The organism is Streptosporangium sp. NPDC000396 (assembly GCF_042898655.1).
Taxonomy (GTDB): domain Bacteria; phylum Actinomycetota; class Actinomycetes; order Streptosporangiales; family Streptosporangiaceae; genus Streptosporangium.
In genome coordinates this window covers 35,023-61,537 of the sequence record NZ_JBIAZA010000021.1, presented here as the reverse complement: position 1 = coordinate 61,537, position 26,515 = coordinate 35,023, and the positions used below count along the sequence as shown (strand labels likewise).

At 66.3% G+C, this 26,515-nt stretch carries 22 protein-coding genes and 1 pseudogene; 11 read left to right on the top strand and 12 right to left on the bottom strand.

What is annotated here, in order from left to right; all coding sequences use genetic code 11:
- Window positions 1–64 precede the first annotated feature (64 nt).
- On the top strand, window positions 65–1,381 hold the full coding sequence (locus ACFY2X_RS30310) for an MATE family efflux transporter (protein WP_389944722.1): 1,317 nt from the start codon (window positions 65–67) through the stop codon (window positions 1,379–1,381).
- Window positions 1,382–1,653: 272 nt separating this feature from the next.
- Here ACFY2X_RS30310 and ACFY2X_RS30305 read toward each other — a convergent pair whose 3' ends face one another.
- On the bottom strand, window positions 1,654–2,808 hold the full coding sequence (locus ACFY2X_RS30305) for a histidine kinase (RefSeq protein WP_389944719.1): 1,155 nt from the start codon (window positions 2,806–2,808) through the stop codon (window positions 1,654–1,656).
- Window positions 2,809–2,983: 175 nt separating this feature from the next.
- On the opposite strand from ACFY2X_RS30305, the gene ACFY2X_RS30300 reads away from it, so the two are divergent.
- Complete coding sequence (locus ACFY2X_RS30300; RefSeq protein WP_389944716.1) at window positions 2,984–4,147, top strand: serine hydrolase domain-containing protein; 1,164 nt, start codon at window positions 2,984–2,986, stop codon at window positions 4,145–4,147.
- A 60-nt stretch (window positions 4,148–4,207) separates the two neighbouring features.
- Here the strand turns inward: ACFY2X_RS30300 and ACFY2X_RS30295 are convergent, their stop codons facing one another.
- A complete protein-coding gene (locus tag ACFY2X_RS30295) occupies window positions 4,208–4,345 on the bottom strand; it encodes an SDR family NAD(P)-dependent oxidoreductase (RefSeq protein ID WP_389945054.1) in 138 nt (45 codons plus the stop codon).
- Between the two features lie 128 nt (window positions 4,346–4,473).
- Here ACFY2X_RS30295 and ACFY2X_RS30290 point away from each other — a divergent pair.
- A pseudogene (locus ACFY2X_RS30290) lies at window positions 4,474–4,599 on the top strand (LysR family transcriptional regulator); the annotation flags it as partial.
- Between the two features lie 483 nt (window positions 4,600–5,082).
- On the opposite strand, the gene katG reads toward ACFY2X_RS30290, so the two are convergent.
- Both katG and ACFY2X_RS30280 read right to left on the bottom strand, forming a co-directional pair.
- Complete coding sequence (gene katG, locus ACFY2X_RS30285) at window positions 5,083–7,314, bottom strand: catalase/peroxidase HPI (protein WP_389944713.1); 2,232 nt, start codon at window positions 7,312–7,314, stop codon at window positions 5,083–5,085.
- A gap of 36 nt (window positions 7,315–7,350) precedes the next feature.
- Window positions 7,351–7,788 (bottom strand): Fur family transcriptional regulator, encoded by a 438-nt coding sequence (locus ACFY2X_RS30280; protein ID WP_389944710.1) that lies wholly within the window; start codon window positions 7,786–7,788, stop codon window positions 7,351–7,353.
- A 521-nt stretch (window positions 7,789–8,309) separates the two neighbouring features.
- Here ACFY2X_RS30280 and ACFY2X_RS30275 point away from each other — a divergent pair.
- A complete protein-coding gene (locus ACFY2X_RS30275) occupies window positions 8,310–8,531 on the top strand; it encodes a hypothetical protein (RefSeq protein WP_389944707.1) in 222 nt (73 codons plus the stop codon).
- A 377-nt stretch (window positions 8,532–8,908) separates the two neighbouring features.
- Complete coding sequence (locus tag ACFY2X_RS30270; RefSeq protein ID WP_389944704.1) at window positions 8,909–11,068, top strand: LamG-like jellyroll fold domain-containing protein; 2,160 nt, start codon at window positions 8,909–8,911, stop codon at window positions 11,066–11,068.
- A 717-nt stretch (window positions 11,069–11,785) separates the two neighbouring features.
- Here the strand turns inward: ACFY2X_RS30270 and ACFY2X_RS30265 are convergent.
- The 4 genes from ACFY2X_RS30265 to ACFY2X_RS30250 all read right to left on the bottom strand — a co-directional run bounded on the left by ACFY2X_RS30265 (window position 11,786) and on the right by ACFY2X_RS30250 (window position 14,683).
- Window positions 11,786–13,006 (bottom strand): RNA-guided endonuclease InsQ/TnpB family protein, encoded by a 1,221-nt coding sequence (locus tag ACFY2X_RS30265; protein ID WP_389944701.1) that lies wholly within the window; start codon window positions 13,004–13,006, stop codon window positions 11,786–11,788.
- Complete coding sequence (gene tnpA / locus ACFY2X_RS30260) at window positions 12,999–13,430, bottom strand: IS200/IS605 family transposase (protein WP_389944698.1); 432 nt, start codon at window positions 13,428–13,430, stop codon at window positions 12,999–13,001. The genes ACFY2X_RS30265 and tnpA overlap by 8 nt, the downstream gene beginning before the upstream one ends.
- 270 nt (window positions 13,431–13,700) lie before the next feature.
- Window positions 13,701–13,904, bottom strand: a complete 204-nt coding sequence (locus ACFY2X_RS30255) for a hypothetical protein (RefSeq protein ID WP_389944695.1) — start codon at window positions 13,902–13,904, stop codon at window positions 13,701–13,703.
- 29 nt (window positions 13,905–13,933) lie between these two features.
- Complete coding sequence (locus ACFY2X_RS30250; RefSeq protein ID WP_389944692.1) at window positions 13,934–14,683, bottom strand: L,D-transpeptidase; 750 nt, start codon at window positions 14,681–14,683, stop codon at window positions 13,934–13,936.
- Window positions 14,684–14,773: 90 nt separating this feature from the next.
- Here ACFY2X_RS30250 and ACFY2X_RS30245 point away from each other — a divergent pair, with 90 nt between their 5' ends.
- From ACFY2X_RS30245 to ACFY2X_RS30235, 3 genes are all read left to right on the top strand, one after another.
- Window positions 14,774–15,460, top strand: a complete 687-nt coding sequence (locus ACFY2X_RS30245; RefSeq protein WP_389944689.1) for a response regulator transcription factor — start codon at window positions 14,774–14,776, stop codon at window positions 15,458–15,460.
- The gene (locus ACFY2X_RS30240; protein ID WP_389944686.1) at window positions 15,457–17,262 is read left to right on the top strand and encodes a sensor histidine kinase; all 1,806 of its coding nucleotides are present in this window, start codon (window positions 15,457–15,459) and stop codon (window positions 17,260–17,262) included. The genes ACFY2X_RS30245 and ACFY2X_RS30240 overlap by 4 nt, the downstream gene beginning before the upstream one ends.
- 249 nt (window positions 17,263–17,511) lie before the next feature.
- Window positions 17,512–18,105 (top strand): hypothetical protein, encoded by a 594-nt coding sequence (locus ACFY2X_RS30235; protein WP_389944683.1) that lies wholly within the window; start codon window positions 17,512–17,514, stop codon window positions 18,103–18,105.
- Between the two features lie 557 nt (window positions 18,106–18,662).
- On the opposite strand, the gene ACFY2X_RS30230 is transcribed toward ACFY2X_RS30235, so the two are convergent.
- Window positions 18,663–18,920 (bottom strand): hypothetical protein, encoded by a 258-nt coding sequence (locus tag ACFY2X_RS30230; RefSeq protein ID WP_389944680.1) that lies wholly within the window; start codon window positions 18,918–18,920, stop codon window positions 18,663–18,665.
- Window positions 18,921–19,907: 987 nt separating this feature from the next.
- Here ACFY2X_RS30230 and ACFY2X_RS30225 point away from each other — a divergent pair.
- Window positions 19,908–20,474 carry a hypothetical protein gene (locus ACFY2X_RS30225; RefSeq protein ID WP_389944677.1) on the top strand — a complete coding sequence of 189 codons (567 nt, stop codon included), beginning with the start codon at window positions 19,908–19,910 and terminating at the stop codon, window positions 20,472–20,474.
- Window positions 20,475–21,129: 655 nt separating this feature from the next.
- Here ACFY2X_RS30225 and ACFY2X_RS30220 read toward each other — a convergent pair.
- A complete protein-coding gene (locus ACFY2X_RS30220; RefSeq protein WP_389944675.1) occupies window positions 21,130–21,663 on the bottom strand; it encodes a hypothetical protein in 534 nt (177 codons plus the stop codon).
- 898 nt (window positions 21,664–22,561) lie between these two features.
- Between ACFY2X_RS30220 and ACFY2X_RS30215 the strand changes: the two genes are divergently transcribed.
- Window positions 22,562–23,032, top strand: a complete 471-nt coding sequence (locus tag ACFY2X_RS30215; RefSeq protein WP_389944673.1) for a hypothetical protein — start codon at window positions 22,562–22,564, stop codon at window positions 23,030–23,032.
- 537 nt (window positions 23,033–23,569) lie between these two features.
- Here the strand turns inward: ACFY2X_RS30215 and msrA are convergent.
- Window positions 23,570–24,232, bottom strand: a complete 663-nt coding sequence (gene msrA / locus ACFY2X_RS30210) for a peptide-methionine (S)-S-oxide reductase MsrA (RefSeq protein WP_389944670.1) — start codon at window positions 24,230–24,232, stop codon at window positions 23,570–23,572.
- A 134-nt stretch (window positions 24,233–24,366) separates the two neighbouring features.
- On the opposite strand from msrA, the gene rarD reads away from it, so the two are divergent.
- A complete protein-coding gene (gene rarD / locus ACFY2X_RS30205; protein WP_389944667.1) occupies window positions 24,367–25,275 on the top strand; it encodes an EamA family transporter RarD in 909 nt (302 codons plus the stop codon).
- A 237-nt stretch (window positions 25,276–25,512) separates the two neighbouring features.
- Here rarD and ACFY2X_RS30200 read toward each other — a convergent pair whose 3' ends face one another.
- On the bottom strand, window positions 25,513–26,508 hold the full coding sequence (locus tag ACFY2X_RS30200) for a polyprenyl synthetase family protein (protein ID WP_389944664.1): 996 nt from the start codon (window positions 26,506–26,508) through the stop codon (window positions 25,513–25,515).
- Between the last annotated feature and the right edge of the window lie 7 nt (window positions 26,509–26,515).

Below are 26,515 nucleotides of genomic sequence, written 5' to 3'. Positions count from 1 at the left end.
AAATCCTTACCTCTGCCTCGGCTGCCAGAAGCAGAAGTCAGCTGGGCCCCTACCGGAGGAAAGCATGGTTGAGCACGTAGACCGGAACGGGTCCCCGCTGCGCCAAATACTCACGCTCGCCGTACCCGCGCTCGGCGTCCTGGCCGCCGAGCCGCTCTACCTGCTCGTCAACACCGCCGTGGTCGGCCATCTCGGCGCGGTGCCGCTCGCGGGGCTCTCGGTCGGCGGGATCGTGCTGGCACAGATCGCGACCCAGATGACGTTCCTGTCCTTCGGCACGACCGCACGCACGGCCCGGCTGCACGGCGCGGGCCGCCGGGCCGACGCCGTGGCCGAGGGCGTGCAGGCGACCTGGCTCGCCGCGATCGTCGGCCTGGTGCTGACGGTGGCCGGGCAACTGCTCGCCGCGCCGGTCGCCGGCCTGCTCGCCGGTGACGACCGGGTCGCCGGCGCCGCGGTGAGCTGGCTGCGGATCGCCCTGCTCGGCGCCCCGATGATCTTGATCACGATGGCCGGCAACGGCTGGATGCGCGGCGTGCAGGACATGCGACGCCCGCTGCGTTACGTGCTCGTGGGCAACGGGATCTCCGCGGTGCTGTGCCCGGTGCTGGTGCACGGTCTCGGCTGGGGGATCAACGGCTCGGCGGTCGCCAACGTGGTCGCGCAGCTGATCTCCGCGGGCCTGTTCGTGCGGGCGCTGCTGGCCGAGGGCGTGCCGCTCGCTCCGGTCCCGGCCGCGATGCGCGCCCAACTCGGCCTCGCGCGCGACCTGGTGCTGCTGGGCCTGGCCTTCCAGGCGTGCTGGGTGTCGGCGACCGCGGTGGCCGCGCACACCTCCGCCGCGGCGTCCGGCGCCCACCAGGTGGTGTTCCAGCTGTGGATGTTCCTGGCCTTCGTGCTCGACGCACTGGCCATCGCCGCCCAGGCGCTGGTCGGGGCCGCGCTCGGCGCGAACGACGCGGAGCGGGCGCGCCGGCTGGCCTGGCAGGTGACCGGCTGCGGGTTGATCTTCGGGACCCTGCTCGGCCTGGTGTTCGCGGCACTGGCCGGCACCCTGCCCCACGCCTTCACTACAGATGCGACGGTGCTGGCCGAGATACCCGACGCCTGGTGGTTCTTCGTCGCGCTACAGCCGATCGGCGGCGTCGTGTTCGCCCTGGACGGAGTGCTGCTCGGCGCCGGGGACGCGGCATACCTGCGCACCGCGACGGCGGGCGGGGCGGTGCTGGGGTTCTTGCCCGTGGTGTGGGCATCGCTGAGCTTTGACTGGGGGCTGGTGGGGATCTGGTCGGGGTTGTCGGTCTTCCTGCTGATTCGGATGATCACTCTGCTGGCCAGGCTGCGGTCCGGCCGCTGGGCGGTGCTCGGCGCCGTGCGATGATCCGGCCACGGCCTCCCCGCCGCAAACCACGACGATCAGACAGCGCCGGATCTTGGTGTTCACAGTGATGTTCCGATATGTCAGAGGAGGCGGCGGTGGCCGCTGTCGTCCGGTGAGAGGCGGAGCTTGGCGAAGATGCCGCCGATGTGTTTGTGGACGGCGCTCTCGGTGATGACGAGCCGGGGCGTCCTGAGCGATCGCGGCGACGTCGAAGCCCTTGGCGGTCAGCAGGAGTTCCAGCCCGCTGGAAAGCAGGACGTTGTCCTCGGCGATCACGACCCGCACGGCAGGCTCACAGTGATCGTGGTCGGGCCGCCGGCGGGGCTGTGAATGTGGACGGTGCCGTCCAGCGCCAGGACGCGGCGGCGGATTCCGGCGATGCCGGTGCCCAGCGTCTCGTCGGCGCCGCCGATCCCGTCGTCGGCGACCTCGATCGACAGCCGGTCACTGTCGCGTGCGACGCGGACGGTGGTCCGGGTGGCCTGGCTGTGCTTGGCAGCGTTGGTGAGCGCCTCGGCGATCGTGAAATAGGCCACGGTCTCGACTGCGGCGGGAACGGTCCCGAGATCGCCGATATCAAGCCTTGGGGCGATTGCCGATTGGGTTCCCAGCGCCGCCAGCGCTCCGGCGAGGCCGCGGTCGGCGAGGATCGGCGGGTAGATCGTCCGGATCACCTCTCGAAGCTCTACCATGGCTTCCTCGGTACCCTCGTGCGCCTCCCGCAGGAGTCTGGCCACCATCTCAGGGTCCTCGTCCAGCGACTCACGGGCCGCGCCCAGCCGCATCGCGATGGCCACCAGCCGGGCTTGGGTGCCGTCGTGCAGGTCGCGTTCGATCCGGCGGAGTTCCGCGCCGTGCGCGTTCATGGCGCCGGCCCGCGTCTCGGTCAGGGTCTCCACACGCTGCGCCAACCGCTCCGCAGCCGAGGGGGACAGCAACACAACACAGATCCGGGCGTGCAGGCGTGCCAGCAGTGGAGCCAGCCAGTAGGTCAGGGCCGCGAAGATGATGATTTGTACGGTCCCCAGGGTCAACGCCGTACCCCACCCGGACAGTGGAACACCGGCGGCGAAGCCGCCCGCGCGGGTGCCGGCGGGCAACGCCCACCACAAGGGCACCGTGATGGCCGTGGTCACTGCGTTGCCCGCGCACACCACCACGACGAGTCCGAACGCCAGACTGGTCACGATGTATGTGCACAGCCACCCGAGAACACGCCACGTACCGACACGGACGGGACCAGAACGCGGAGAAAGCAGCAACCGGTCGGCGCGGCGACGCTGCCAGGACGCCCACGCGCGGGCCATCGTCGGGACGATGAGTACAGGCAGCACAAACAGGGCAGCCGCAGCGGTGAACAGGCTTCCCAGCAGATAACCCAGACCGCACCACATCGCCGAAAGCCGGCTGGCCCCATGGTGGTTCATCTGCACAAGTCTGAGCCATGGCGACCGAGCCTGGCACTACAGCCCACTACCCCTTTTTCTCACTAGTGAGCTGTATCGTCCGTCTCCCCCGCCAGACCTAGCGTCAACACCCATGACGAGTTCACCGACTTATTCACCGCGGCGGCGCGGCCGATCCATCCGACGGAACCTGGCCTTGGCCGCTGTCGTGGCCGGCATCCTCTCTACCAGCGTGCCCGGCGCGAGCGCCGCCGGCCGGCACGACGACCGGGCCCAGCTTCGGCGCGACGCCGACGCGATCACCGCACTCGGCGTGACGGGCGTCCAGGCCCGCCTGATCACCCCTGACGGCCGAAACCTGACCGCCACCAGCGGCGTCGCCGACCTGACGAGCCGGCGGCCGGTCTCCCCGAACGGCTACTTCCGGATCGCCAGCGTCACCAAGACGTTCGTAGCCACCGTGATCCTGCAACTCGCCGGTGACGGCAGGCTTTCCCTGGACGACACGGTCGAGCAATGGCTGCCCGGCGTGGTGTCCGGAAACGGCAACGACGGCCGCGCGATCACCATCCGCCAACTGCTCCAGCACACCAGTGGCATCCACGACGTCTACCCCGACTACACCTCGGCGAAGGACTTCTACCGGCACCGATACGACACCTACACACCCGAGCAGACCGTCGCCCGGACGATGCGCCACCAGCCGGACTCCCAGCCCGGCAAGGACTGGAGTTACTCCAACACCGGCTACGTCCTGCTCGGCATGATCATCCAGCGCGTCACCGGGCACCCCTGGCACGAGGAGGTACGGGATCGGATCGCCCGGCCGCTCGGCCTCCGTCACACCTTCTGGCCGGGTACTTCACCCAAGCTGCCCCAGCCACACGCCGAGACCTACCAGAGGTTCCATCCCGGCAAACCACTCGTGGACGTCACCGAGCAGGTCGGATCCGGCACCAACGGAGAGGCCGGACTCATCTCCACCACCGCCGATCTCAACCGATTCTTCCGTGCCCTGCTCGGCGGCCGACTCCTGCCCCCGACGCAGCTGGCGCAGATGAAACAGACCATCCCGGTAGGCAAGAAGTTCGAACCGCTCATGCCGGGCGCCCGTGACGGGCTGGGGCTCTTCTCACGCCCACTGTCGTGCGGCGGCACGTACTGGGGCCATGAGGGCGGCGATTCCGGCTGGATCAGCTCCGTCGGCGTCACCGCCGACGGCCGCCGCAGCATCACGGTCTCGTTGTCGGGCGCGGTCGCCGAATCGGCGGACCACGTCCTGCGCATTACACAGGCCGAGAGCAAGCTGATCGACGACGCGCTCTGCACGACCCCGAACGCCGGCCGCAGGCGGCGTTGAGATTCTCCACGCGGAGCCGGTACGGGACATCTGCGCAGCGGGTCTGGTTCTCCGCGCGGGTCATGCGCCGGAGGCCGGCCCTGGCCGCCGCGAGGCTGTACAGCGCACGGCCACCAGCGCTCCGTCGGCCGCCAGGCGGCACGCGACGGCTCGTCCGATACCCCTCGAGGCTCCTGTCACCAGCGCCGTTCTGCCCATCAGGCCCGTCATTGCGTTACTCCACGATGATCCTGGTTCTGCCGGCTCCAGGATCGGCGTGGGCGACCACCCGAACAACGACAAAGAACGCAGCGCAGCATCAACCGGGGAGTTGACGCGAGGGGGCCATGGAGCTTCGCGACATCGAGATCTTCCTGAAGCTCGCCGAGGAACTGCGCTTCGGCCGCACCGCCGAACGGCTCCACGTCTCCCCCGCCCGGATCACTCAAGCCATCAAGAAGCAGGAACGCCAGATCGGCACCCTGCTGTTCGACAGGACCAGCCGGACCGTACGGCTGACGCCGGTCGGCGAACAGTTACGCGACGACCTGCTACCCCTCTACGCCGGATTGAAGGACGAGCTGCTCTCTTTCGTCAGCCTCGGCGAGACTGTCAACCTGCTCCCCGGCCACTCCGCCCGCTACTGGTCCGTCCCGACATCGTCTGATTGCCCATCACCGACATGGAACCCCTGGCCTACGGCATCGTGTGGCGCACTGAGACGGAGAACGATCTCATCCGCGCCTTCGTTCAAGTCGTCCGCGACCTCGGCAGCCGTACCTTCTGAGATCACGCCTTCGCCCGGCACGCACACCGCAGGAGGCGGGTCGTGGAAGGTGATCGTCGTCACCAGCGGCACAGCGGACGATCAGCTCGGTGATACCCAGCGGACGGGACCGGCCGAGGCGATAGAGGACGTCCAGGTCGGCCGGTGTGGGCCGACCTGGACGCCACGATCACACGAGGTCGAACCGGTCGAGGTCCATGACCTTGTTCCACGCCGCGACGAAGTCGTTCACGAACTTCTCCTTCGCGTCATCGCTCGCGTAGACCTCCGCGAGTGCGCGCAGCTCGGAGTTCGACCCGAAGACGAGGTCGGCACGGCTGCCGGTCCACTTGACCTCGCCCGTGGCGGCGTCGCGACCCTCGAACGTGTTCGCGTCCTCGGACGTCGCCTTCCACGTCGTGCCCAGGTCGAGCAGGTTGACGAAGAAGTCGTTGGTCAGAGACCCGGGGGTCGTGGTGAGGACGCCGAGCGACGACTGCTGGTAGTTCGCGCCCAGGACGCGGAGGCCACCGACGAGGACCGTCAGCTCGGGGGCGCTCAGGGTCAGCAGGTTCGCCCGGTCGATCAGCAGGTACTCGGCCGGCAGCCGGTTGCCCTTCCCGAGGTAGTTGCGGAACCCGTCGGCGACCGGCTCAAGCGCGGCGAACGACTCCACGTCGGTCTGCTCCTGCGACGCGTCCACGCGGCCCGGCGTGAAGGGGACCTCCACGTCGAAGCCGGCGTCCTTGGCGGCCTGCTCGACGGCCGCACCACCGGCGAGCACGATCAGGTCGGCGAGCGAGACCTGCTTGCCACCGGCCTGGGCGGCGTTGAAGGCCTTCTGGATCTCCTCCAGGGCGCGCAGCACCGTCGCCAGCTGGTCGGGGTCGTTGGCCTCCCACCCGCTCTGCGGCTCAAGGCGGATGCGCGCACCGTTGGCGCCGCCGCGCTTGTCGCTGCCGCGGAAGGACGAGGCCGACGCCCACGCGGTGGACACGAGCTGGGACACCGACAGGCCCGAGGCGAGGACCTGGCCCTTGAGGGAGGCGATGTCCTCAGCGTCGACGAGCTCGTGCGTCACCGCGGGGAGGGGGTCCTGCCACAGCAGCGTCTCGGCCGGGACCTCCGAGCCGAGGTAACGCGCGACCGGGCCCATGTCGCGGTGGGTCAGCTTGAACCACGCCCGGGCGAAGGCGTCCGCGAACTCGTCGGGGTTCTCAAGGAAGCGCCGCGAGATCTTCTCGTAGACCGGGTCGAACCGGAGCGAGAGGTCGGTCGTCAGCATCGTCGGGGCGTGGCTCTTCGACGCGTCGTGGGCGTCGGGAACGGTGCCGGCACCGGCGCCGTCCTTCGGCCGCCACTGGTGCGCGCCGGCGGGGCTCTTGAACAGCTCCCACTCGTAGCCGAACAGGATCTCGAAGAAGCTGTTGTCCCAGGTGATCGGGGTGTTCGTCCAGATACCCTCGAGACCGCTGGTGATCGTGTCGCCACCCTTGCCGGTGCCGAAGGTGTTCTTCCAGCCGAAGCCCTGCTCCTCGATCGAGGCGGCCTCGGGGTCGGCGCCGACGTGGTCCGCCGGGCCCGCGCCGTGGGTCTTGCCGAAGGTGTGACCACCCGCGACCAGGGCGACCGTCTCCTCGTCGTTCATCGCCATCCGGCGGAACGTCTCGCGGATGTCACGAGCCGCGGCGAGCGGGTCCGGGTTGCCGTTCGGGCCCTCCGGGTTGACGTAGATGAGGCCCATCTGGACCGCGCCGAGGGGGTTCTCAAGCTCCCGGTCACCGGTGTAGCGCTCGTCGCCGAGCCAGGTGGTCTCGGGGCCCCAGTAGACGTCCTCGTCGGGCTCCCAGACGTCCGCGCGGCCGCCGGCGAAGCCGAAGGTCTTGAAGCCCATCGACTCCAGGGCGACGTTGCCGGCGAGGATCATGAGGTCGGCCCACGAGAGCTTCTGGCCGTACTTCTTCTTGACCGGCCACAGCAGACGGCGAGCCTTGTCGAGGTTGCCGTTGTCCGGCCAGCTGTTGAGGGGGGCGAAGCGCTGCTGACCGGCCCCGGCGCCGCCGCGGCCGTCGCTGATCCGGTAGGTGCCGGCACTGTGCCAGGCCATCCGGACCATGAACGGGCCGTAGTGGCCGAAGTCGGCCGGCCACCAGTCCTGCGAGGTCGTCAGCACCTCCGCGATGTCCTGCTTCACGGCCGGAAGGTCGAGGCTCTTGAACGCCTCGGCGTAGTCGAACTCTTCACCGAGGGGGTTGGCCACGGCGGGGTTCTTGGCGAGGATCTTCAGGTTGAGCCGCTCCGGCCACCACTGGCGGTTTCCACCACCCTGGGTGGGGTGCAGGGCGCGCCCGTGCGCGACCGGGCAACCGCCTTCGCCCTCCGACTTCGCGTCTGTGACGATTGCGTCGTGGTTCTCAGACATGGGGGAATCCTTCCGGACTAACGGGGATCATCGTGCTCAGGAGCTGCGGGCAGTGGAACAGGCGGGGCACAGGCCCCAGTAGATGACCTCGGCCTCGTCGATCGAGAAGCCATGGTCGTCGGACGCGATCAGGCAGGGTGCATGGCCGACCGCGCAGTCGACGTCGATGACGGAACCGCATGACCGGCACACGAGGTGGTGGTGGTTGTCCCCCACGCGTCCCTCGAACAGGGCAGGGCTGCCGGGCGGTTCGATGCGGCGCACGAGTCCCGCCGCGGTGAGCGCGTGGAGAGCTTCGTACACGGCTTGAAGGGATATGTGGCCCACGCGATCGCGCACCCCGGAGGCGAGCGCCTCGACGTCGAGGTGGCCACCGCCCCGGACGGTCTCGAGCAGTGCGACGCGGGCGGCCGTCACCCGCAGGCCGGCACCGCGTAGCTCCTCGGCGGTCGTCGGAGTCCTGGGTGCGGTCATGGCGCCAACCTACCTTCACAAACACGAACATTTCAAGACAATGAACGATCCAAGTTTAATGTCGCGCTAGGTGACGTTTCCCCTGCTAGAGGCGTTAAGTCCGGATGGCGAGCCTGAGGGTGCGTCGCGGCCAGGCCGCCCTGACGGCAGGACGAGTGCGCGTACGCGAGATCGACGAGAAGCAGCGGCCGCCCCGGATCATCCGCCGTCATGCGTGAGCCTGACGACAGCGCTGACGACCGCGCTGACGACGACGTCGGCCACCACGAGCGCACGGCGGCAGCCGTACGGCACCGCCGGCCTCGGGACGGGAAGAGAACCAGGGTGATCGCTCCACCCGAAAGCGAAAGGCCGGCGGTTCGATCCTGACCACATCATCCGAGCAGGAAAAGCCGGATACGAAGCGGTGGCCGGCCGCAAGATTCACACAAGATCTAAACAAGAAATTCCCGATACATTCCACCGCAAGCGCCATGTCACAAGACCTGGCAATCTCCGCATTTTCTAACAGGAGGCGAAGAATGAGATTCGGAAAGATCATGAACTCGGTCGGCGACCGGATGTTGAGCCAGCTGCTGCCACAGGACACGGCGGCCGCGGACGACTGCACCTACGAGCAGAAGTGCGAATTCAATTTCAGGCATTGTCTGCATACGGCGTACCGCACCAAGTACGAGCGCGTGGTGTGCGCCGGCAACTCCGGGCCGAGCTATGGGCAGTGGGAGAGGATCGGCTGCTGCTAGCCCCCAGCAGGAGCATAGAAATACCTTAAAGACACGGCCGCATATCGGAAATCGGAAATTCACCCTTCCGGTTCAGCCTCGCATCCCGGGTGCGTGATTGATATGCGGCCGTGTCGACATTCGCGGGCGCCTTTTCGGGCTCTCGGCAGGTTGCGGTTTATGGAGGATCCGGCGATGCCCTACGTGGCGCCGGCACTACGGCTCACGCTCGCGGGCGTTTTTCTCGTGTCCGGTCGTCGTGGCGCGCGCCCGGCTGAGCCGATGACCAGCATCGATAAGGATGAATCAACAAGCCACTCAAAATCATTATTGGACAGGGGTGCCTGGACTGCGGTGTCCTCTGCCATGTGGAAGAAGTTAGAGAATGGCGGCGATCCTTGCCGGAAACAGTTCTACTGGTGCTCGGCAGCCTGGGCTTCGTGCTCTCCGGAGGGGCGCTCGAACTAGGAATCATTGAATTCGAGGGCTACGGCCAACGGGTGACGAGGCCCATAGGATGGGCGTCCGCGCTCTTCTTCCTGCCGGCCCTGGTTCAGTGGACACGCAGGCTGTTTCTCGGATCCTCGGTCGTCATCCGAGTCGGCGAAAAGGGGATCCGCGACAGCCGGCTCCCTCGCGAAACGATTTCATTCCGTGCCCTCGCAGTGCTGACCATGCTGGCCGGGACCTTGGTGGTGGTCACCCCGGCTTCGGCGCAGGCGGCAGACGCGGGTCTGGTGGCCGCCTACGGAATGGAGGAAGGGGCGGGCAACACGGTGCGCGACCTGTCCGGCAACGGCCACGACGGAACGGTCCGCGACCCGCTCTGGGTCCAGGGCAAGATCGGTAAGGCGCTCCGCTTCGAATCGGCCGAGGAAGTCGACAGGATCCTGACCGTTCCCGACGCGCCGACCCTGCGCCCGAGCTCCGCGCTGACCGTCGAGGCGTGGGTCAAGGCGGAGACGGAAGGCGACGGCTGCGACATGTGGTCCAAGCTCCTCGACAGCCGGGACGCCTCCCAGGACGTCTCTTACAGCGTCGGTACAACCCATTTCAGGACCAGGATGGGCGGCGTCGACCATGTCGACAACAGCTACGCCGCTCCTGGCGAATGGTTCCATCACGCCCTCACCTACGACGGCGAGACCATCAGGTTCTACGGCAACGGCGAGCTGTGGCAGGAGACACCCGCCACCGGCACGATCGACTACGGCACCGGCCCGCTGCTGATCGGCGGGGGCGTGGACGGCTGCTTCCGAGGCATCATCGACGAGGTCCGCGTCTACGGCAGCGCCCTCAGCGCCGATGGGATCCAGCGGGACATGGTCACGGCCGTCGCATCGGACTCGCCTCCCTCCGCTCCCGGCGGCCTCGCGGTGGACGTCAGCTCGGGCACCGCCCGGTTGTCATGGGACGCGGCGACCGACGACAACGGCATCACCGGGTACGAGATTCACCGCGGCGACTCCGCGGACTTCGTCCCCTCCGAGCGGACGAAGGTCGCCACGGTGACCGAGCGCACGTACACCGAGGGCTGCGTCGAACGAGGCACGTACTTCTACCGCGTCGTGGCACTGGACACGCTTCCCCAGACCGGCCGCGCCACTGACGCGGTCTCAGCCGACATCACCAAGCCCGACTGCCCGCCGACCGCGCCCACGGTGGCCGTCCAGCCGCGCACCGGCTGGGCCTGGCTCACGTTCGGCGAGGCCCAGGACGAACGGGGTGTGAAGGAGATTCAGATCCATCGCTCGACGAGGATCGGCTTCACACCTTCCGACGAAACACTCCTCGCGAAGGTCGGCCCGACGGTCCGGGAGTACGCCGACAACGTGCCTGACTCAGCGACCTACTATTACCGGACCGTCGCCGTGGACACCGCCTCCCACATCAGCGAACCCTCACCCGCCGTAGACGCTTACATCAAGGCACCGCCGGACCTTGGGACGTCGCTGGTCGCCGCGTACGGACTCGATGAGGGCAGCGGGACGACAGCGGCCAATGCCAAAAACGGCGCCTACTATCCCGGCAAGGTGACCAACCCCTCGTGGGTGCCGGGGAAATACGGCAGTGCCCTGGCTTTCTGGCAAGGCTCATCGGTCCGCGTGGCCGGGTTGCAGTCCTTCGGCAACGCGACGATTTCCGCATGGGTGAAGCCGAAGCCGACAGCGGCCAATGACGATCCCGCTGGTATCTCCCTCTGGGCCGACGGATCCCAGAAGGCTCTCAGCCTGTGGGCTCACGACAGGTTCTACGGCGGGCCCGTCATCAAGCACGGTTATTCCACGTTGTACGGCCACGCGGCACTGACTGGCGACAGGTGGGTTCATCTAGCGGCCACATACGACGGCGACCAGAACGTCACGTGCCTCTATGTCGACGGTGAGCTCTTTCGTTGCGTCCCCGATGGCAACGGTCTGCGGGGCACCGCCGACCTCTCGGCCGGTGGCGAGGGGTGGAACTCCACCAACGGCACGGTCATCGACGAGATACGTGCGTATGACGCCGCTCTGACGCCACAGCAGATCAGGACCATCATGAACACCCCGATCGGCTGAGAGTTCACGCCCGCCGCGCTCACCGCACAGGACCCCAGCCGAAGTGCGGTGAGCACACTCGCGGGTCCTCACCGGCACCGTCGAATTGGCCACGCACTCCCGGTCGCAAGACGGACATTTAGCTCCAGTCCGGGGAAAACGGCCTGCGGGTGAGAGGAGGTGTCCTATTGTCGCGACATGGGGGTAAATGGGGTAAATGGGGTAAATAACATGGCGAAAAAGTTGGACGCCAAGGATGCCTTCTGGCCGGCGTCCTTCGCGTTCCCATCGTCCATGGGCCATCGGCCCCGTATCCGGATGTACGCCAACGCGCTGACGGTACTTGTCATCGAGTACGCCGTCCTTGCTGCGTTCGACGCCTTTTACTGGGCAGACAGCAATTGGCCCCGGGACCGTTCCATGAGCCGGCTGGTGGTTTCACTCATGGCCCCGCAAATCCTGCTCATGTGCACGGCTCTCACCAGTGCCGCAGTTCTTGGGCGAATCCAGGTCCATCACCTGGCCGCTCCACGGATCCGGATCCTCCACCTGGTCCTGGCCACCCTTGCTTGGGTGTCGGTGGTGACCGCGAACCCACTTGTACTGTTGACGATGTACGCAAGCGGAGCCGATCTGTGCGACTCCGTGGCGCCTCCCGTTCCGTGGTACCTGCATCCAGTGCTGCTGGTTCCTATCGGGATCGTGACTCCTCCACCCCGTAAACGGGGTGGCTTCTCGCTACGCCGCGAGGGCGTCGCGGAGGACCAGCCCGGCCCTCTTGATATTGCTCGCCGCGACCACGTCCGCGTTGGCGGCGTACCCGCACGTGAGACAGACGAAGCCGACCTGGGTGGTGCGATTCTCCCCTGACACGTGCCCGCATTCGGGGCAGGTGCGGGAGGTGTTGCGGGGATCCACCGCGATCACGTCCCGACCGGCGCTTTCAGCCTTGTTCGTCAGGATCGTGAGGAACACCCCCCAACCCGCGTCCAGAATGCTCTTGTTCAACCCAGCCTTCGCCGCCGACCCGTTGGGCAGGAATCGGCCCGCCTGCTCCGGGTCAGGCTTCACCGCGGGGGTCTTGGTCATGTTCGCGATGCGCAGGTCCTCGACCGCGATCACGTCGGCCGCGCGGACCAGGCCAAGCGCGGTCTTGTGCGCGTGGTCGGTGCGCTGCCGGGCCACCCTGCGGTGGATCTGCCCGATCTTCTTGGCAGCCCTCTTCCTGCGGGTGCTGCCGCGCCTGGCGCGGGCGTAGGCCCGCTGCGCGGCGGCCAGTTCCTCCCCCACGGTCTTGAGGTAGCGAGGGTTGGAGATATGCCCGCCCTCGTCGGTGACGCCGTCGATCGGCTCGCTCACGGTCGCGAAGTGCGCGATGCCCATGTCCACCCCAACCTCGCGGCCGGTCGCAGGCAACGGCACGGCAGGCACGCTGTCGCAAGCGCAGATCACATACCAGCGGGAGCCCTCCCGTTTGATCTCGATCTGCTTGACGCGCCCGGCGATCGGCCGGTGCTGGTGCACCCGCAGGTGCCCGACGCCCTGCACGCGGAGGTAGGTCGCGGTCGGGTGGTGCGGCTGGGAGTCCCATCTCGCGCCGTCGCCCTCGACCAGGGTGACGGTGTCGAACCAGCCCCTGCCCTTGAACCGGGGATAGCCAGGTGTCTCGCCGGCTCTGACCCGGCGGAAGAACGCCTCGAACGCCTTGTTCAGCCGCCGCAGGGTCTGTTGCTGGCTGGTGAACGACCAGCGGCCCTGACCTTCGGGGTCAGCGTCACGGATCTCCTTCAACTGGGCGGACTGATCGCCGTATCGGATCGAGACCTTGGACCGCCGCCACGCTTGCCGGCGTTCCTCCAGCGCGGCGTTGTACAACGCCCGGTGATCGTCCAGCATCGCCGTCAGAGCGATCTGCTGGTGCCGGGTCGGCCGCAGCAGGAACTTGAACGGCCTACGCATCCTCGCTTCCGCTCTTGGCCTTGGGGACGCGCTCGTACTGGGTCTCGATGTACCGCTGGACCGTGGCCGCGCTGACTGCGCCCACACTTGCCACAAAGTATGAGCGCGACCACAGAGTCGGCAGCTGGGAGCGCAGGTGCGGGAATTCGGCCCGCAGGTGGTGGGAGGTGTAGCCCTTGAACTGGTTGGCCACGTACGACGGGGAGTTCTTCGGGTGCGGCTTGACGAACAGATGCACGTGGTCGGGCGTCACCTCCAAGGCGATGATCTCCCAGTCGTGCTCAGCGGCCTTGGCGCGCAGCAGTTCCTCCAGCCGGGTCTTGACGCGGCCGCTCAGGACAGGCCGCCGGTACTTGGGGCACCACACCACGTGGTAGCCCAAGTCGTAGGCCGCACCGGGGGAAGTACGCACCTGACGAGACACACGATCAGTATAACAATGATGTTCTTATAACATCGGTGTTCGCCGGAACCCGCACGGGCCCGCGGCTCAAGGCACGCTCGGGCGCTAAAGCGCCTTCCCGCTCGGCATTCTCCCGCTCCCTGAAGGGAGCGGTCCCCTGCCTTCGACCTGATGGCCTGGTCGCTGACGCGACCGCGGGCAGGAGAGGAGATACGGCCGTGCCTGGTACGGCTGGCCTGCGTGCTCTAAGGTGCAGCGCCGCAGACCCGGGGCCGCGGCGCTGCGCCACGATCAGCCGGTGTAGGACGGCCTGACGACGGCGGGCTCCTTCGGACCCGCCGTCGGCTTGACCACGGGCCGCTTGTCGGCCGGCGCAGGGGCGGGCGAGGCGGACGGCTTCGTGGAATCGGCCGTGGCCGTGCCCGAGAAGCCTGCGAGGCCCGCGGTCAGGGCCAGCGCCGCGCTGATGCCGATAAGCATGGCTTTGATCTTCATATGGTTCCCCTGTTCATTCAAGTCGGGCCTCAGCCCTGTACGACGACCGGAGTACCGATCGCCAGGTTGTTCGCCATCCAGGTGATGTCGTCGTTGCTGATCCGGACGCAGCCGTGGCTGGCCCGCGTGCCGATGGCGGAAGGCTTGTTCGTCCCGTGGATCGCCAGCTGGCCTGGGCCGCCGGCGAAGCTCTTCAGCACCGGCGAGAAACCGCTCAGCCCGAAGGCGTAGGCGCCGTAGGCCCCGCCCTGGTCGGCGGGCTTCACCAGCTCGGTGAAGAAGTAACGACCCGGAGGTGTCGGCGTGCCCGCTTCGCCCGTCGCGACCCTGCCCGTCCTGACGGGCCTGTTGCCGTCATAGACCGTGAACCTGAACGCCCCGCGATCGATCTCCACCCGGTAGGAGGTCTCCGCGAGCGTCACGTCGGCGGCCTTGATCCAGCCCTTGCTGCCGTTCGGCCGGATCGGCAGCAGCACCTGGAGCCACTCGCCCTCGTCACGCTCCACCAGGAAGACACGCGCCGCGCCGTAGTCGTTGGGGCTCGTGATCGTCCTCTGCGCCACCCCCTCCTTGTTTCCGTAGACCGTGATCCGAGATCCCTTGACGGTCGCGATCGTCGAACTGGCGCCGGTCGCCGGCTCGCGCCGTACGGCGCTGCTCGCGGAACTGGCGCTGTTCGCCGGCTCGCGCCGTACGGCGCTGCTCGCGCTGCTCGCGCAGCCGGTCAGCAGGAAGGCGAGTGTCGCCGCAGCAGCCGTACGAAGCAGATTGGTTCTCACCTGCCGCAGCCTGGCGGCAGAATGTGTGAAACCTGTTTAGTTGTCATGCGGATCCCATGTGCACCCCTGACATGGGCATAGCCTCAGCTCATGTGCGCGTACGTGCTGGTCGCCGAGGATGATCCCAAGCAGGCCGAACTGCTCCGGCGATACCTGGAGCGGGAGGGCCATGAGGTCTTCGTCGTGCACGACGGGCGTTCCGCGATCGACGAGGCGCGGCGAGCGGACCCCGACCTCGTGGTGCTCGACGTGATGATGCCGAAGGCCGACGGGTTGGACGTCTGCCGGGTGCTGCGTGCCGAGTCCGACCTGCCGATCCTGATGCTGACCGCCAGGTCCACCGAGGACGATCTGCTGCTGGGGCTCGACCTCGGCGCTGACGACTATGTCGCCAAGCCGTACAGCCCCCGTGAGCTGATGGCCCGCGTGCGGACCCTGCTGCGCCGTACCAGGAAGTCCCAGGACACCGATCGGCAGGTGTTCCAGGCGGGCGATCTCCTCGTGGACCCGGTCAGGCACACCGTCACCGCGGCGGACACGCCGGTGGACTGCACGCTCGCGGAATTCCGGATCATCGAGACGCTGGCTGCCGAGCCGGAGCGGGTGTTCACCAGGAAGCAGTTGCTGGAGCGCATCCACGGCTTCGACAGGTTCATCACCGAACGCACGGTCGACGTGCACGTGATGAACCTGCGCAAGAAGATCGAGCCTGATCCGCGCCGCCCGGTCCGGCTGCTGACCGTGTACGGCGTCGGCTACAAACTGACCCGCGCATGAGGTCGTTGTTCGTCAGGTTGCTCACGAGTTCGGCTGTCGTGGCGGTCTGCTCGATCACGGCGACCGCGTGGCTGGCTGCCAGCAGCACCTCCGGCGCCATCCAGCGCGAGCAGGGCCAGACGCTGGCCAGCGACGCCCGGATCAACAACAGCCTGCTCGGCTACGCCTCCCGCCACTCGAACTGGTCGGACGTCGCCGCCACTCTGCGCGATCTCGCCGCCCAGAACAGCCGCCGCATCGCGCTGGCCACCGAGAGCGGCGCCCTCATCGCGGACTCGGCGACCGCCGGGACCCCGCTGCCCGCCAAGGTGTCGGCCGTCGTCGACCCGCTGGCCGTGGACGTGACCCTGGTGCCGGGGACGGCCAGGGACCGTATCGATCCACGTGCGGTGGGTCCCTTCCTGCTGTCCGCCCGCGATCGCACCCGGCTGAGGAAGGCCGCCGACACCTACGCCGTCTGTGCGAGCCGCACCGGGCAGGCCGTACAGGTGACCGTCTCGAACACCGGAAGGCCCCTCGTCACAACGCCCAGCCAGGGGGTCAGTCGGGAGCCGAGCCCGGTGCCGAGCCCGATGCCGAGCCCGATGCGGACCGTGTCCCCCGTCGTGGTGAGCAGCTGCGACGCCGCCACCTTCAGCACGCCGACGCGCACCGAGAAAGCCGCGTTGAGACAACTCAACCTCCTGGTCAGCAGGTGCCTCAAGGGCAAGGGCGCGGGAAGGGGCTCGGTCGGCCTCGACTTCACCTGGGTCTCCAAGGAGAAACAGCCGATGCCGCCGGTCGCCGAACCCGATCAGGTGATCTCCTCCTGCATCGTCACGGCCCGCAAAGAACAACTCGATCCCTACGTCGCCCCCGCGGCGTACCTGTACATCGGCTCCCCCGTCGAGGCCACCGGCCAGCGCATCCCGCTGCCCTCGATCGCCGGTGCCGCTCTCCTCGTGCTCGTGCTGACCGTGGGCGTGAGCGTCATGGCGGCCAGGCGCCTGGTCAGGCCCGTCAACGCGCTCACCCACGCCGCACAGCGCATGCGCGACGGGGACAGCTCCGCCCGCGTCACGGTCAGGACCACCGGCGAGATCAGCGAGCTCGCCACGGCGTTCAACGAGATGTCGGAACACCTCCAGCGCATGGAGGAGCAGCGCAAGGCCATGGTCAGCGACGTCTCCCACGAACTGCGCACACCGCTGAGCAACCTCAGGGGCTGGCTGGAGGCCGCCCAGGACGGCGTCGCCGAGTTGGACCCCGCGCTGATCGCCTCGCTGGTCGAGGAGATCCTGCTGCTGCAGCACATCGTCGACGACCTTCAGGAGCTCGCCCTCGCCGACGCGGGCAAGCTCCGTCTGCACGTCGAACCCATCCACCTCGGCGACCTTCTCGACCAGGTGACCACCGCTCACCGAGGCCGGGCCGAAGCCGCAGGTCTCACGCTGACCACCGTGGTTACCGACGACCCCCCGCTGACCGCGGATCCGGTACGGCTCCGCCAGGCCATCGGCAACCTGGTGACCAACTCCTTGCGCTACACGCCACGCGGCGGGCACATCACGCTGGACGCCCGCCAGGATGGCGACCAGGTCGTCATCGAGGTGACCGACACGGGGATCGGGATCCCCGCCGAGTACCTCCCCCACGTCTTCGACCGGTTCTGGCGGGCGGAGAAGTCCCGCAACCGCCAGACCGGCGGCAGCGGGCTCGGGCTCGCCATCGTGCGCAACCTGGCCGAGGCGCACGGCGGCACAGCCACGGTCGCCAGCGTGCCAGGCGTCCGCACGACGTTCACCCTGCGTCTTCCGTCGTAGTGGCCCGCCGTGCCGCCAAAGCAGTCGAGGGCTCCCGAACCTGACAGCAGGACGGCTCACGCCCAGGTGCTGAGCGCGAGCCGTACAGCCGACCCGGGGCGATCCAGTGGCTGACTCGCATCGTCAGATCATCAAGGCAGAACCGGAGCTCACGTAGCAGGCGGTCTGACCTCGACCTGCTTGAGCCGATCTGGCGAGAGGACGGAGAACCAAGCCGTTCCCTCCGGCATCAAACTCTTCATGATCGGCGTGACACTTTCCTTGCTGTTGGCCCTGTCCCCGGTGACGGTGCCCGAGATACCGAAGAACTTCCTGCTCACCGAACACGACGCGCGCAGGCACCTAACCCCCGAGGAGGCAGAGGAACAGGGCTACGAGATCAGCGACAAGCTCACCGAGCCGTTGGAGCTGAACCCGTGCGGGCATCGGCACGCCGTCGACCGCGACCGGGTGGCAGCCCGCACGATCACGCACTGGACCAGCGCACCCAGCGGCTCCTCCGAACAACTCGTCATCTACAAGAGCCCCCGTGCCGCCCATTCCGCGCTCACCCGTCTGCGCACCGAGGTCAAGCGGTGCGCGCGTAAGGGCGACCCGTCGGCGCCCGAACTCAAGTTCCGGTGGCGGACGAGTAAGGCCAAGGCGGGAGACGAGGCCATGGGCATGGGTTATCAGACCTGGCAGGACGGCAGCGTGAACGAGACGGTCACCGGTATCGCCGCGCGCAGAGGCAGCGCGCTGATGATCTACACGACCGACGAGGGAGCCTACGACCCCGGCCGACTGACCAAAAACGCCAAGAAGATGGCCGCCAGAGTGTGTAAGGTTCCCGGCGTTTGCTAGCGGATTCGAAGTCACTCTGAGCCCAGGACGTCCAAAACGTCCGCCGCGTCCCCAAGAAGACTGTCGCCCCTTGAACAAGGGGCGACAGTCTTCTTACTTACCTCATCAAATCGCCGATCACAGCCGGACTTCTACGGACGCAACCGGACGCACACCCAAGAGCCCGTCGTCCCCTCGCAGCAAGACCGCAGCACTCGGCGAATCACCGCAAGGCGGATACACGAATCCAGGCAAACACATCCCACGACCACCGATGACCCGTCGGATAGACCCGGCCCGACAGCAGGTGTCTGCACAGAGCGCGCCATCCACCTTCTCGCCGCGGAACCTGTCAATTTGATCAGGGCAGTTGAGCTGGGCTAATTCTGTGTCGACTTCTCTGTGGTGTCCTCTTCGGTCATGGGCTTGTTGATCCAGGCGGGGCCGGGGCGAGGCTTTGGCGATTCTTGCGGTACCAGGTCGCCTGCGCCACTCCGGCCACCGCGCACGCGTTGCGCCGCCCGAGCAGCGGGGCCAGTCGGCGATCGCCTCGGCCTGGGCGGCCTGGAGGGCCTCGGTCACTGCTCGCCCCGATCCTGCGGCGTCTCGCTGCTGGTGGCGAGCTGATTCAGCAGCGCGAAGAGCTTTCCCTGCACCTCGATCACCTGGCGGGTCTTGCCGAGCTCGGCACGCAGCCGCTCGACCTCCGCCTGCAGCGTCCAGCCGGTCGTACTCCTCCAGGATCCGGGCCTTGTAAGCCGTGCTGTAGCGGCGGGCGCCGGCCCGCTCGAGTACCTGGGGTCAGGGATCGGTGGATCCTGTTTGCTTGCTCCCACGAAGGGATGACTCCTTCTCCTCCCTCAGTGCAGAGTTTCATGCCTGTTTGTTACCTCTGTCTATTTTGACAGGGAGGGGAGCGATCAACCAGATAATCGTCTCAAGGTGCGAGTCGTGCCGGGTCAGCCACCCCCACGCCAGGAACGCCCTTCCAGGTCAACAAGAGTGTTATGCAGCTTAAAGATCACAAACTCCTTGCCCGCCAACTCCTCCCAGGCAGACGCTCCCACGAATCCTGCGCTTTGAGAGTCAACCGAGGCTCGTCCAGTTATGCCCGCGACCGTCCAAGGGCGTTCAGAGATTCCATGAATGACTCACGGTGGCCACGGCGGAGTAGGCCACCCCCTATGAGTTGTCAGTGAGTAGCAATATCATAACTGACGGTAGTATTGCCGTCGGCAAACCTCTATCGTTTATCGACGAGTGCGCGTATGCTGGCAAGGGAGTCAAAGTTACAAGAATCGGACAAATTTCACAAAGTGATACAAATGCATAAATGAATTAGATATCCAGATTGGACGATAACAATTTAGGTGGCTTGCGGAGAATTTGTAGTAGCTGCAGCCATTGCTAGCTAATGTCCATGACATGGGTCAGTCAGATCAGGACTACGTGCGCCGAGGGGCATGCCAATGCGGACCGTCTCCAGATGCATGCGTAGTGGACGATGAAATGCTGACTCACCATACGAAGAGTGCGGGCGAGTTTCTTAACGCACCCCGCATCGAGACCGAACGTGAAGTGTCCCTCCTCCGAGGCAAACTCACCGTCGAAGAGGCCACGCACTACCGCTTCAGACGAGGTAGCGCCGCGGCCATACAGGCCGCCGTCGATAGAGCAGGTGTCCGCCACACCACGGCTGGTCAGCTACGAAAAGCGGGCTTCGCAGTGGTACATACACCGGGAAGGATGATCAATGGCCCCCCACGTTTCAGTGGTATGGCCGGCTGACGACCCGTTGGATAGGCAAGACATCCCTTGGCCTGATGACGTGGCTGCAAGGTTCGCTGACTGTTTTGTTGGGCATGATTAGACGTGAGGTGGTTACGGTGAATCTTGACTCCTTGGTGAAGCAAGGCCGTCTGCCATGGCGTCCAAACGCTCAGTCAAAGGACTTAGAGGTCTTCCATCAGTACGAGATTCCACTTACCGGCATCTTCTGGATGGGGCAAGCGGCGGTTCTCTTCACGATGGCCTTCGAGGGGGACGGAGATCTATCAGTCTGGTCTTACGTCGAGCTAGATGAGGAGGTAGCCGCAGGTCTACCTGCCTTGACCTTCGAGTCTCTCGAGATGCTGGACGATTGGGTCGACAGCCAGTTCCTGGGACGGGAAGCCGTCTTCGCAATCGTTCGAGAAGACAGAATCGGATCTCGTTGGACACGGATTCATGTGGAGTCCGGTCTGCTAGAGGCAACAGACGCATTTCTTACTGCTGTCATCCAGAGTTTAGATCAAGTCGAAGATACCGCTAGCAGAATCCGCGCCAAGATAGCAGGACTTGATGCCGCTCGGTCCGAGCTTCCCGATAGTCCCGAACTCCTAAAAATCTGAGCTAGTGCGGGTCCAGAATGTAGTCGGTTGAAGCTCTCGGCCGGGCGACGAGCCACGATTTTCACAGGACGTTTTGGTGCATGTTTATGGGCAGCCAACCACTGCGAATACGGCAGGTTAGTGCGCTCGGCGGGAATCGGGCATGTTAATTTGCGTCTTTGGGCTGTCCACAAAATGGCCGAGTCGATGCGCACCACGATCTCTCTCGTGCTTAAGTGAGCCTAGCCCGTCCAGCATGAACCGGTTCAGCTAGGCCCAAGCCTAAGCTGTGCCCCCTTCGGCAGCGTGGTGGCCAGTAGCGACAGCACTCCGGCATCAGCATGTCCGGTTATGAGTGCCGCCATCGCTGCGGTTGTAGCCGGGCGCTCATGGTGGCCGACGTTGTCGTCACCGCTGTCGTTATCAACGCCATGCCGACAGTTATGGAGTCAGCTGAGAAATGCTCCTGCTGGTTGGGGACGGACAGGCATGGACGAGGTGTAGACACCGGCCAGCGCCCTGCCGAGCTGTCATGCTCAGCGCCACGCCCACCTTCTGCACGACGTCGATCAGCGCCATGCCACCTCATCCGGCTGTTTGAACACCATCCGGCCGCATAGAAGGTCTCCACGGTTTCAGGGGATTGCCAGTCAGTGGCTCATCAGGAATCAGAGGGTTACCCGGACCAGGGATCAGGCCCCTGCTTCAGGATGTGGATGTCGGCTACTTCCTCGGTGGCCCACATCTCGACGCGGTACTCGAAGTGGTCGCCCTGCTCGGCGTCGTTAGTGTCTGGGTGGACGTACGTCGTCGGCAGGTACGAGATTCGTACCCGGTACGTGCCAGGTGGGAGGGCGATCACTTCTTCAGTTCCGAGCTCTTGGTCGCATCCGTAGACGCTGAGTCGTCCCGTTGGCAGGTCGAGGTCGGCCTCCACCACGTGATCGGCCTCGTCAAGGAGCTCGGCCAGTGGAGGCGACTCATGCACGCGGAGCATCATCAGGATCCAGTCCTGGCGGGCCGTGCCCACGGCGATTGAGGAAGTCTCCACCCCGATTCTCACCAATTGGGCGGATTCCTCGGTCCAGGGGTCCCCGTCGGCGTCACCGTCCTCGATGGCACGCCCGTACGTTTCGACGTCTTGAAGATAGAACTGGAAGTGACCGGCATGGAGGAAGAAACGCCGAATCTCGGCCGGGGGTGAGTGCATAGCCCGCAACGCTATCGGCCCAACAAAGGGATCTTGCTAACGCCGTTGCCAACAACGTCCCTGGACGCCGATGGACACCTTCAGAAGAGGATCACGCAAAAAGTAGCTCTGAGCAGGCGCTTCTGTCAGCCATAGACATCGACGGACGATCTCGAACTGGCCATGGATCAGACGCTCCGCTACCGAGTTGAGCCGACGAGCACGCGCAACCACCAAGTATGAGCTTCTGAGTGGTGCCAAGTGCTCGCATAGGAGTGCTCCGGCGGGTCCGACTGGACATGCTTGTGGATCTGGAACGTCCCACCGACAGTGATCAACTCGTAGACGATTACCTACCAGGAGTCATCCGGGAACTCCTGGCCCGTTCCTCCCCCATTCTCGGCGACTGCCGATCTCGCGTCCTGGCTAAAGCTCGGTTCCGCTCTAGCGCGTCCCCACGCACGCGATGCAGCGTTGCCCCACAGCGTGCATTGGCGGAGACGACGCTGAGCAAGGGACACCAGCACGTCAGGCAGTCGAGGACGGAGGAGGAACCATCAGCGTCGCCAGAAACCGTCGATGGGAGCGGAGTCGCCGGCGCCAATGCGAATCACCCCGAAGGGGCCGCGAAGCGATTGGGGCCGGTGGTCGGAGCGGCGGAAAGCAAGAAACACGCCGTTACTCACTCCAAGGGTTATCCGGCGGGGATTGCCGAACAGTTCTTCAGCCGGGTAGGTCTTCGGCAGAACGTGTTGAGCACGCACTGAGCCTTTTCCTCCTCATCAGCCCGTCTATCAGGAGCTTCTTTACGTCATTAGGCGAACGCCGCACCCCCGATCATGATGCGACCGGACAGACCGTCGCCCGGGGGCGAAAAGATTCATTACGCAACAGCGTTGAGGCCGCTATGGTCTCGATCATGAAAAGGGCGCTCGGCTGTTCGCTGATGGTGGTCGCGAGCTTCTTAGCAGTGGCCGGCCTCGTCGCCGCCCCCCTGATCGGTGGGAGCGGGGAACATCGGAGGGTCTGCGGCGAGAACTACGATCGCATCGAAGCGGCCTTGGCGTCGTTCGACGCCCTGAACGCCATCCCGGCCGGAAAGCCCGACCGCTCATGCACCGACACCGACGATCATCACGCCACCATCAGCCGCTCCTATTACCTTCCGGAACAGCACGGCTCACCCAAGGATGTTGGGTCCCTCTACCGAGACCTCGCCCTGCGCAACGGCTGGAAGCTCCTCCCCACCGAGGGCTCCACCGAGGGTTCCGCTGGCGAGCCGAGGTGCATGGTCAAGGAGGTCGAAGGCGTAGAGGTCAACCTCGAAGTCTGGTCCGCTTCGAAGTCGAAGGATACCTACGAGGTGAGTGCGTCCACCTGGCCCTGCTGAGGGGATCACGGTCAGGTCATCGACGCCGAAAATGATCATTGAGCCTAATGAGTAGGTTGCGTGCTCCGTTGCTCGGTGGGCCGGTGCTGAGGCACGAAGCGCCGGACCGTCGATCGCCCCCAGCCTCGTGCGGAGATCGGCCACCCTTGGGCGATCGTCAGGGCGTCACCCATCGTCTAGATGATCATGAATGTGGGATGCCCGGTGCCTCGTGGACAGGTCGAGGATCGAAGCGGCCTTGGCGGCAGTGCGCTGACGGTCGGCGCGGTGTTCGGCTGCGGCGGACGGCCTGGTGCGGCGGGCGGCGGGGTCTGCCCGTTCGCGCGGCGCGGGCGCGGGCCGGGACCGGCCGCCAGAGCCGCATGCCCGGTCCCGAATGTCCGCGCGGCGCGGACGGGCACGCCCCGCCGTGCGGCGGCGCGGAGCGCTGCCGCCTTGACCATGTAGTGAAACTCCTCCCCGGAAACGGCTCTGGCCCAAGATCGACACCGGATGAACCGGGCGAGCTCGGGCCAGGAGTCGGCTATTTCCGCAGGTCTACGCCTCGCCGGAGGTCAGGCCGACCGGACACGAGACGCCGGTGCCGCCGATCCCGCAGTAGCCTCCGGGATTCTTAAAAAGATATTGCTGGTGATATTCCTCGGCGTAGAAGTAGTCGCCGACCGGGGCTATCTCGGTGGTGACCTGGCCGTAGCCGGACTCGGTGAGCACCTTCTGGTAAGCGTCGCGCGAGGCCAGGGCCGCCTTCTCCTGTTCGGGCGAGTGGAAGTAGATGGCCGAGCGGTACTGGGTGCCGATGTCGTTGCCCTGGCGCATGCCCTGGGTGGGGTTGTGCGCCTCCCAGAAGACGCGGAGCAGCTCCTCGTAGGACACCCTGGACGGGTCGAAGACCACGCGGACGACCTCGGTGTGGCCGGTCAGGCCGGTGCAGACCTCTTCGTAGGTGGGGTTCGGGGTGTAGCCGCCCGCGTAGCCCACCGAGGTGGACACCACGCCGGGAGTCTGCCAGAACTTACGCTCGGCGCCCCAGAAACAGCCGAGGCCGAAGTCGGCGATCTCGCTTCCCTCGGGGTACGGCGGAGCCAGCGGGGCGTCGAGAACCGCGTGGCGCTCGGGCACCGGCATCCGTGTGGCGCGACCGGGGAGCGCGTTCTCCGCGGACACCATGGAAGTCTTGTCCTTGCCGAACAGCCAACCCATCGGGAACCTCCTCTGACACGTTCTCACAGGAGGCAACCGTTCAGCTGCCTCACGTGTTCCCGTAAGAGACCCTTAACATTGGACCAAGAACCACTAATTTGTGTTAAATATCGTAAGCAGTCAAAATAGGTGACATGCCTGAATCGCGACGTGGGGTCCTGTACGGCATCGCCGCCTACACCATGTGGGGTCTGTTCCCGCTGTACTGGCCGCTCCTGAAGCCCTCCGGGGCCCTGGAGATCCTGGCCCACCGTATCGCGTGGTCCCTCGTCGCCGTCATCGCCATCCTTGCAGTCCGGCGGCACTGGTCCTGGTTCCGCGAGCTTCTGCGCACCCCCAAGAAGCTCGGTCTCCTCGTCCTGGCCGCGGCGATCATCACGGTCAACTGGGGTGTCTACATCTACTCCGTGAACACCGGGCACGTGGTCGAGAGCGCGCTCGGATACTTCATCAACCCACTGGTCAGCGTGCTCTTCGGGGTCTTCCTCCTCAGGGAGCGTCTGCGGCCGTGGCAGTGGGCCGCGGTCGGGATGGGCGCCCTCGCCGTTCTCGTCCTGACCATCGACTACGGCCGCCTGCCGTGGATCGCGCTGGTCCTGGCCGTCAGCTTCGGCACCTACGGCCTGGTCAAGAAGATGGCGCAGGTCGGCGCCGCCGAAAGCATGACCATCGAGACGCTGGCGCTGCTGTCGCCCGCGCTCGGCTATCTGATCTACCTGCAGCAGCAGGGCGCCGGCACCTTCGGGACCATGGGCGCGAGCCATGCCCTGCTGCTGGCCGGATCCGGTGTGATCACGGCCGTTCCGCTGCTCTGCTTCACCGCCGCCGCGATCCGGGTGCCGCTCACCACGATCGGCCTGCTGCAGTACATCGCCCCGACGCTGCAGTTCCTCTGCGGCGTGTTCATTCTCCACGAGATCATGCCGCCCAGCCGCTGGGCCGGGTTCGCCATCGTCTGGCTGGCACTGTCGATCTTCACCTGGGACAGCCTCCGCGCTGTCCGGGTTGCCCGCCGTACCGCGCTGGAGACCGCGACCGTCTGAGGTCCCGAACCGTCGCGGCGAGCGGCGTGAGCGCCCGGCCCGGTCGGCTCCGGGCCGAGGGAGATCGCCCCCGGCCCGGCGCACCTTACGGGTCCACGAGAGGCCTGGCGCGTCCACGAGAGGCCTTGAGGGCCTGCCAAGGGCCAGGGGGCCCTCAAGGCTCCAGAACTCCGGGGATCCGGCGCGCCAGGGCTCCGTGAGGCCTTCCTCGCCCCGGAGGGCCTGGCAAGAGGCAGATCAGCCGGAGCGCTCGATGACGTAGTCGCACAGAGCGAGATAGGCGGTGCGGGCGGGGATGTCCGGAAGATCGGAGATGTCCTTACGCGCCCGGTCGACCCAGGCGACCAGCTCCTCGCGAGCCCGCGCCATGGCCGGATTCACCCGCAGCAGGCCGAGGGTCTCCTCGACGTGCTCCTCGGCCACCGGACCGGCCAGCAGCTCGCGCAGGCGGGTGTCCTCGGGCGCGTCGGACGACAGGACGTACAGCACCGGCAACGTCCGGACGCCCTCGCGCAGGTCGGTGCCGGGCGTCTTGCCGGACTCGACCGACTCGGAGGCGACGTCGAGCAGGTCGTCGCTGAGCTGCCAGGCCACCCCGATGGCCTCGCAGGCCCGGGTCAGCCGGTCGACGATCTCAGGTGAGGCCCCGCTCAGCATGGCGCCGAACCGGCCGGAGGTGGCGATCAGGGAGCCGGTCTTGTCGGCCAGGACGTCGATGTAGTGGGCCACGGGGTCCTCGCCGGAGCGGGGACCGATGGTCTCGCGGATCTGGCCGCGCACCAGGCGGGAGAAGGTCTGGGCCTGGATGCGGATGACGTCGGCGCCGAGGTCGGCGAGGATCTCCGAAGCCTGGGCGAACAGGTAGTCGCCCGTCAGGATGGCCACGGTGTTGTCCCAGCGGGCGTTGGCCGACGGGGAGCCTCTGCGGACCGGGGCCTCGTCCATGACGTCGTCGTGGTAGAGCGTCGCCAGGTGGGTCAGTTCGATCACCACGGCCCCGGGCACCACCCCCGGGGCCTCCGGCGAACCGAACTGGGCGGCGAGCAGCACGAGCATGGCCCGGAACCGCTTGCCACCGGCCTCGATGAGGTGCTTGGACGCCTCCGTGATGAAGGCGTCCTCACTCTCCACCGAGGAGCGGAGCAGGCTTTCGACCTCGGCCAATCCCGTAGCCAGGTCCTGCGCCAGCCGCTCGTCGACAAAGGGAAGATCAACAACGGGTGGCGCAGCCATGAAGCCC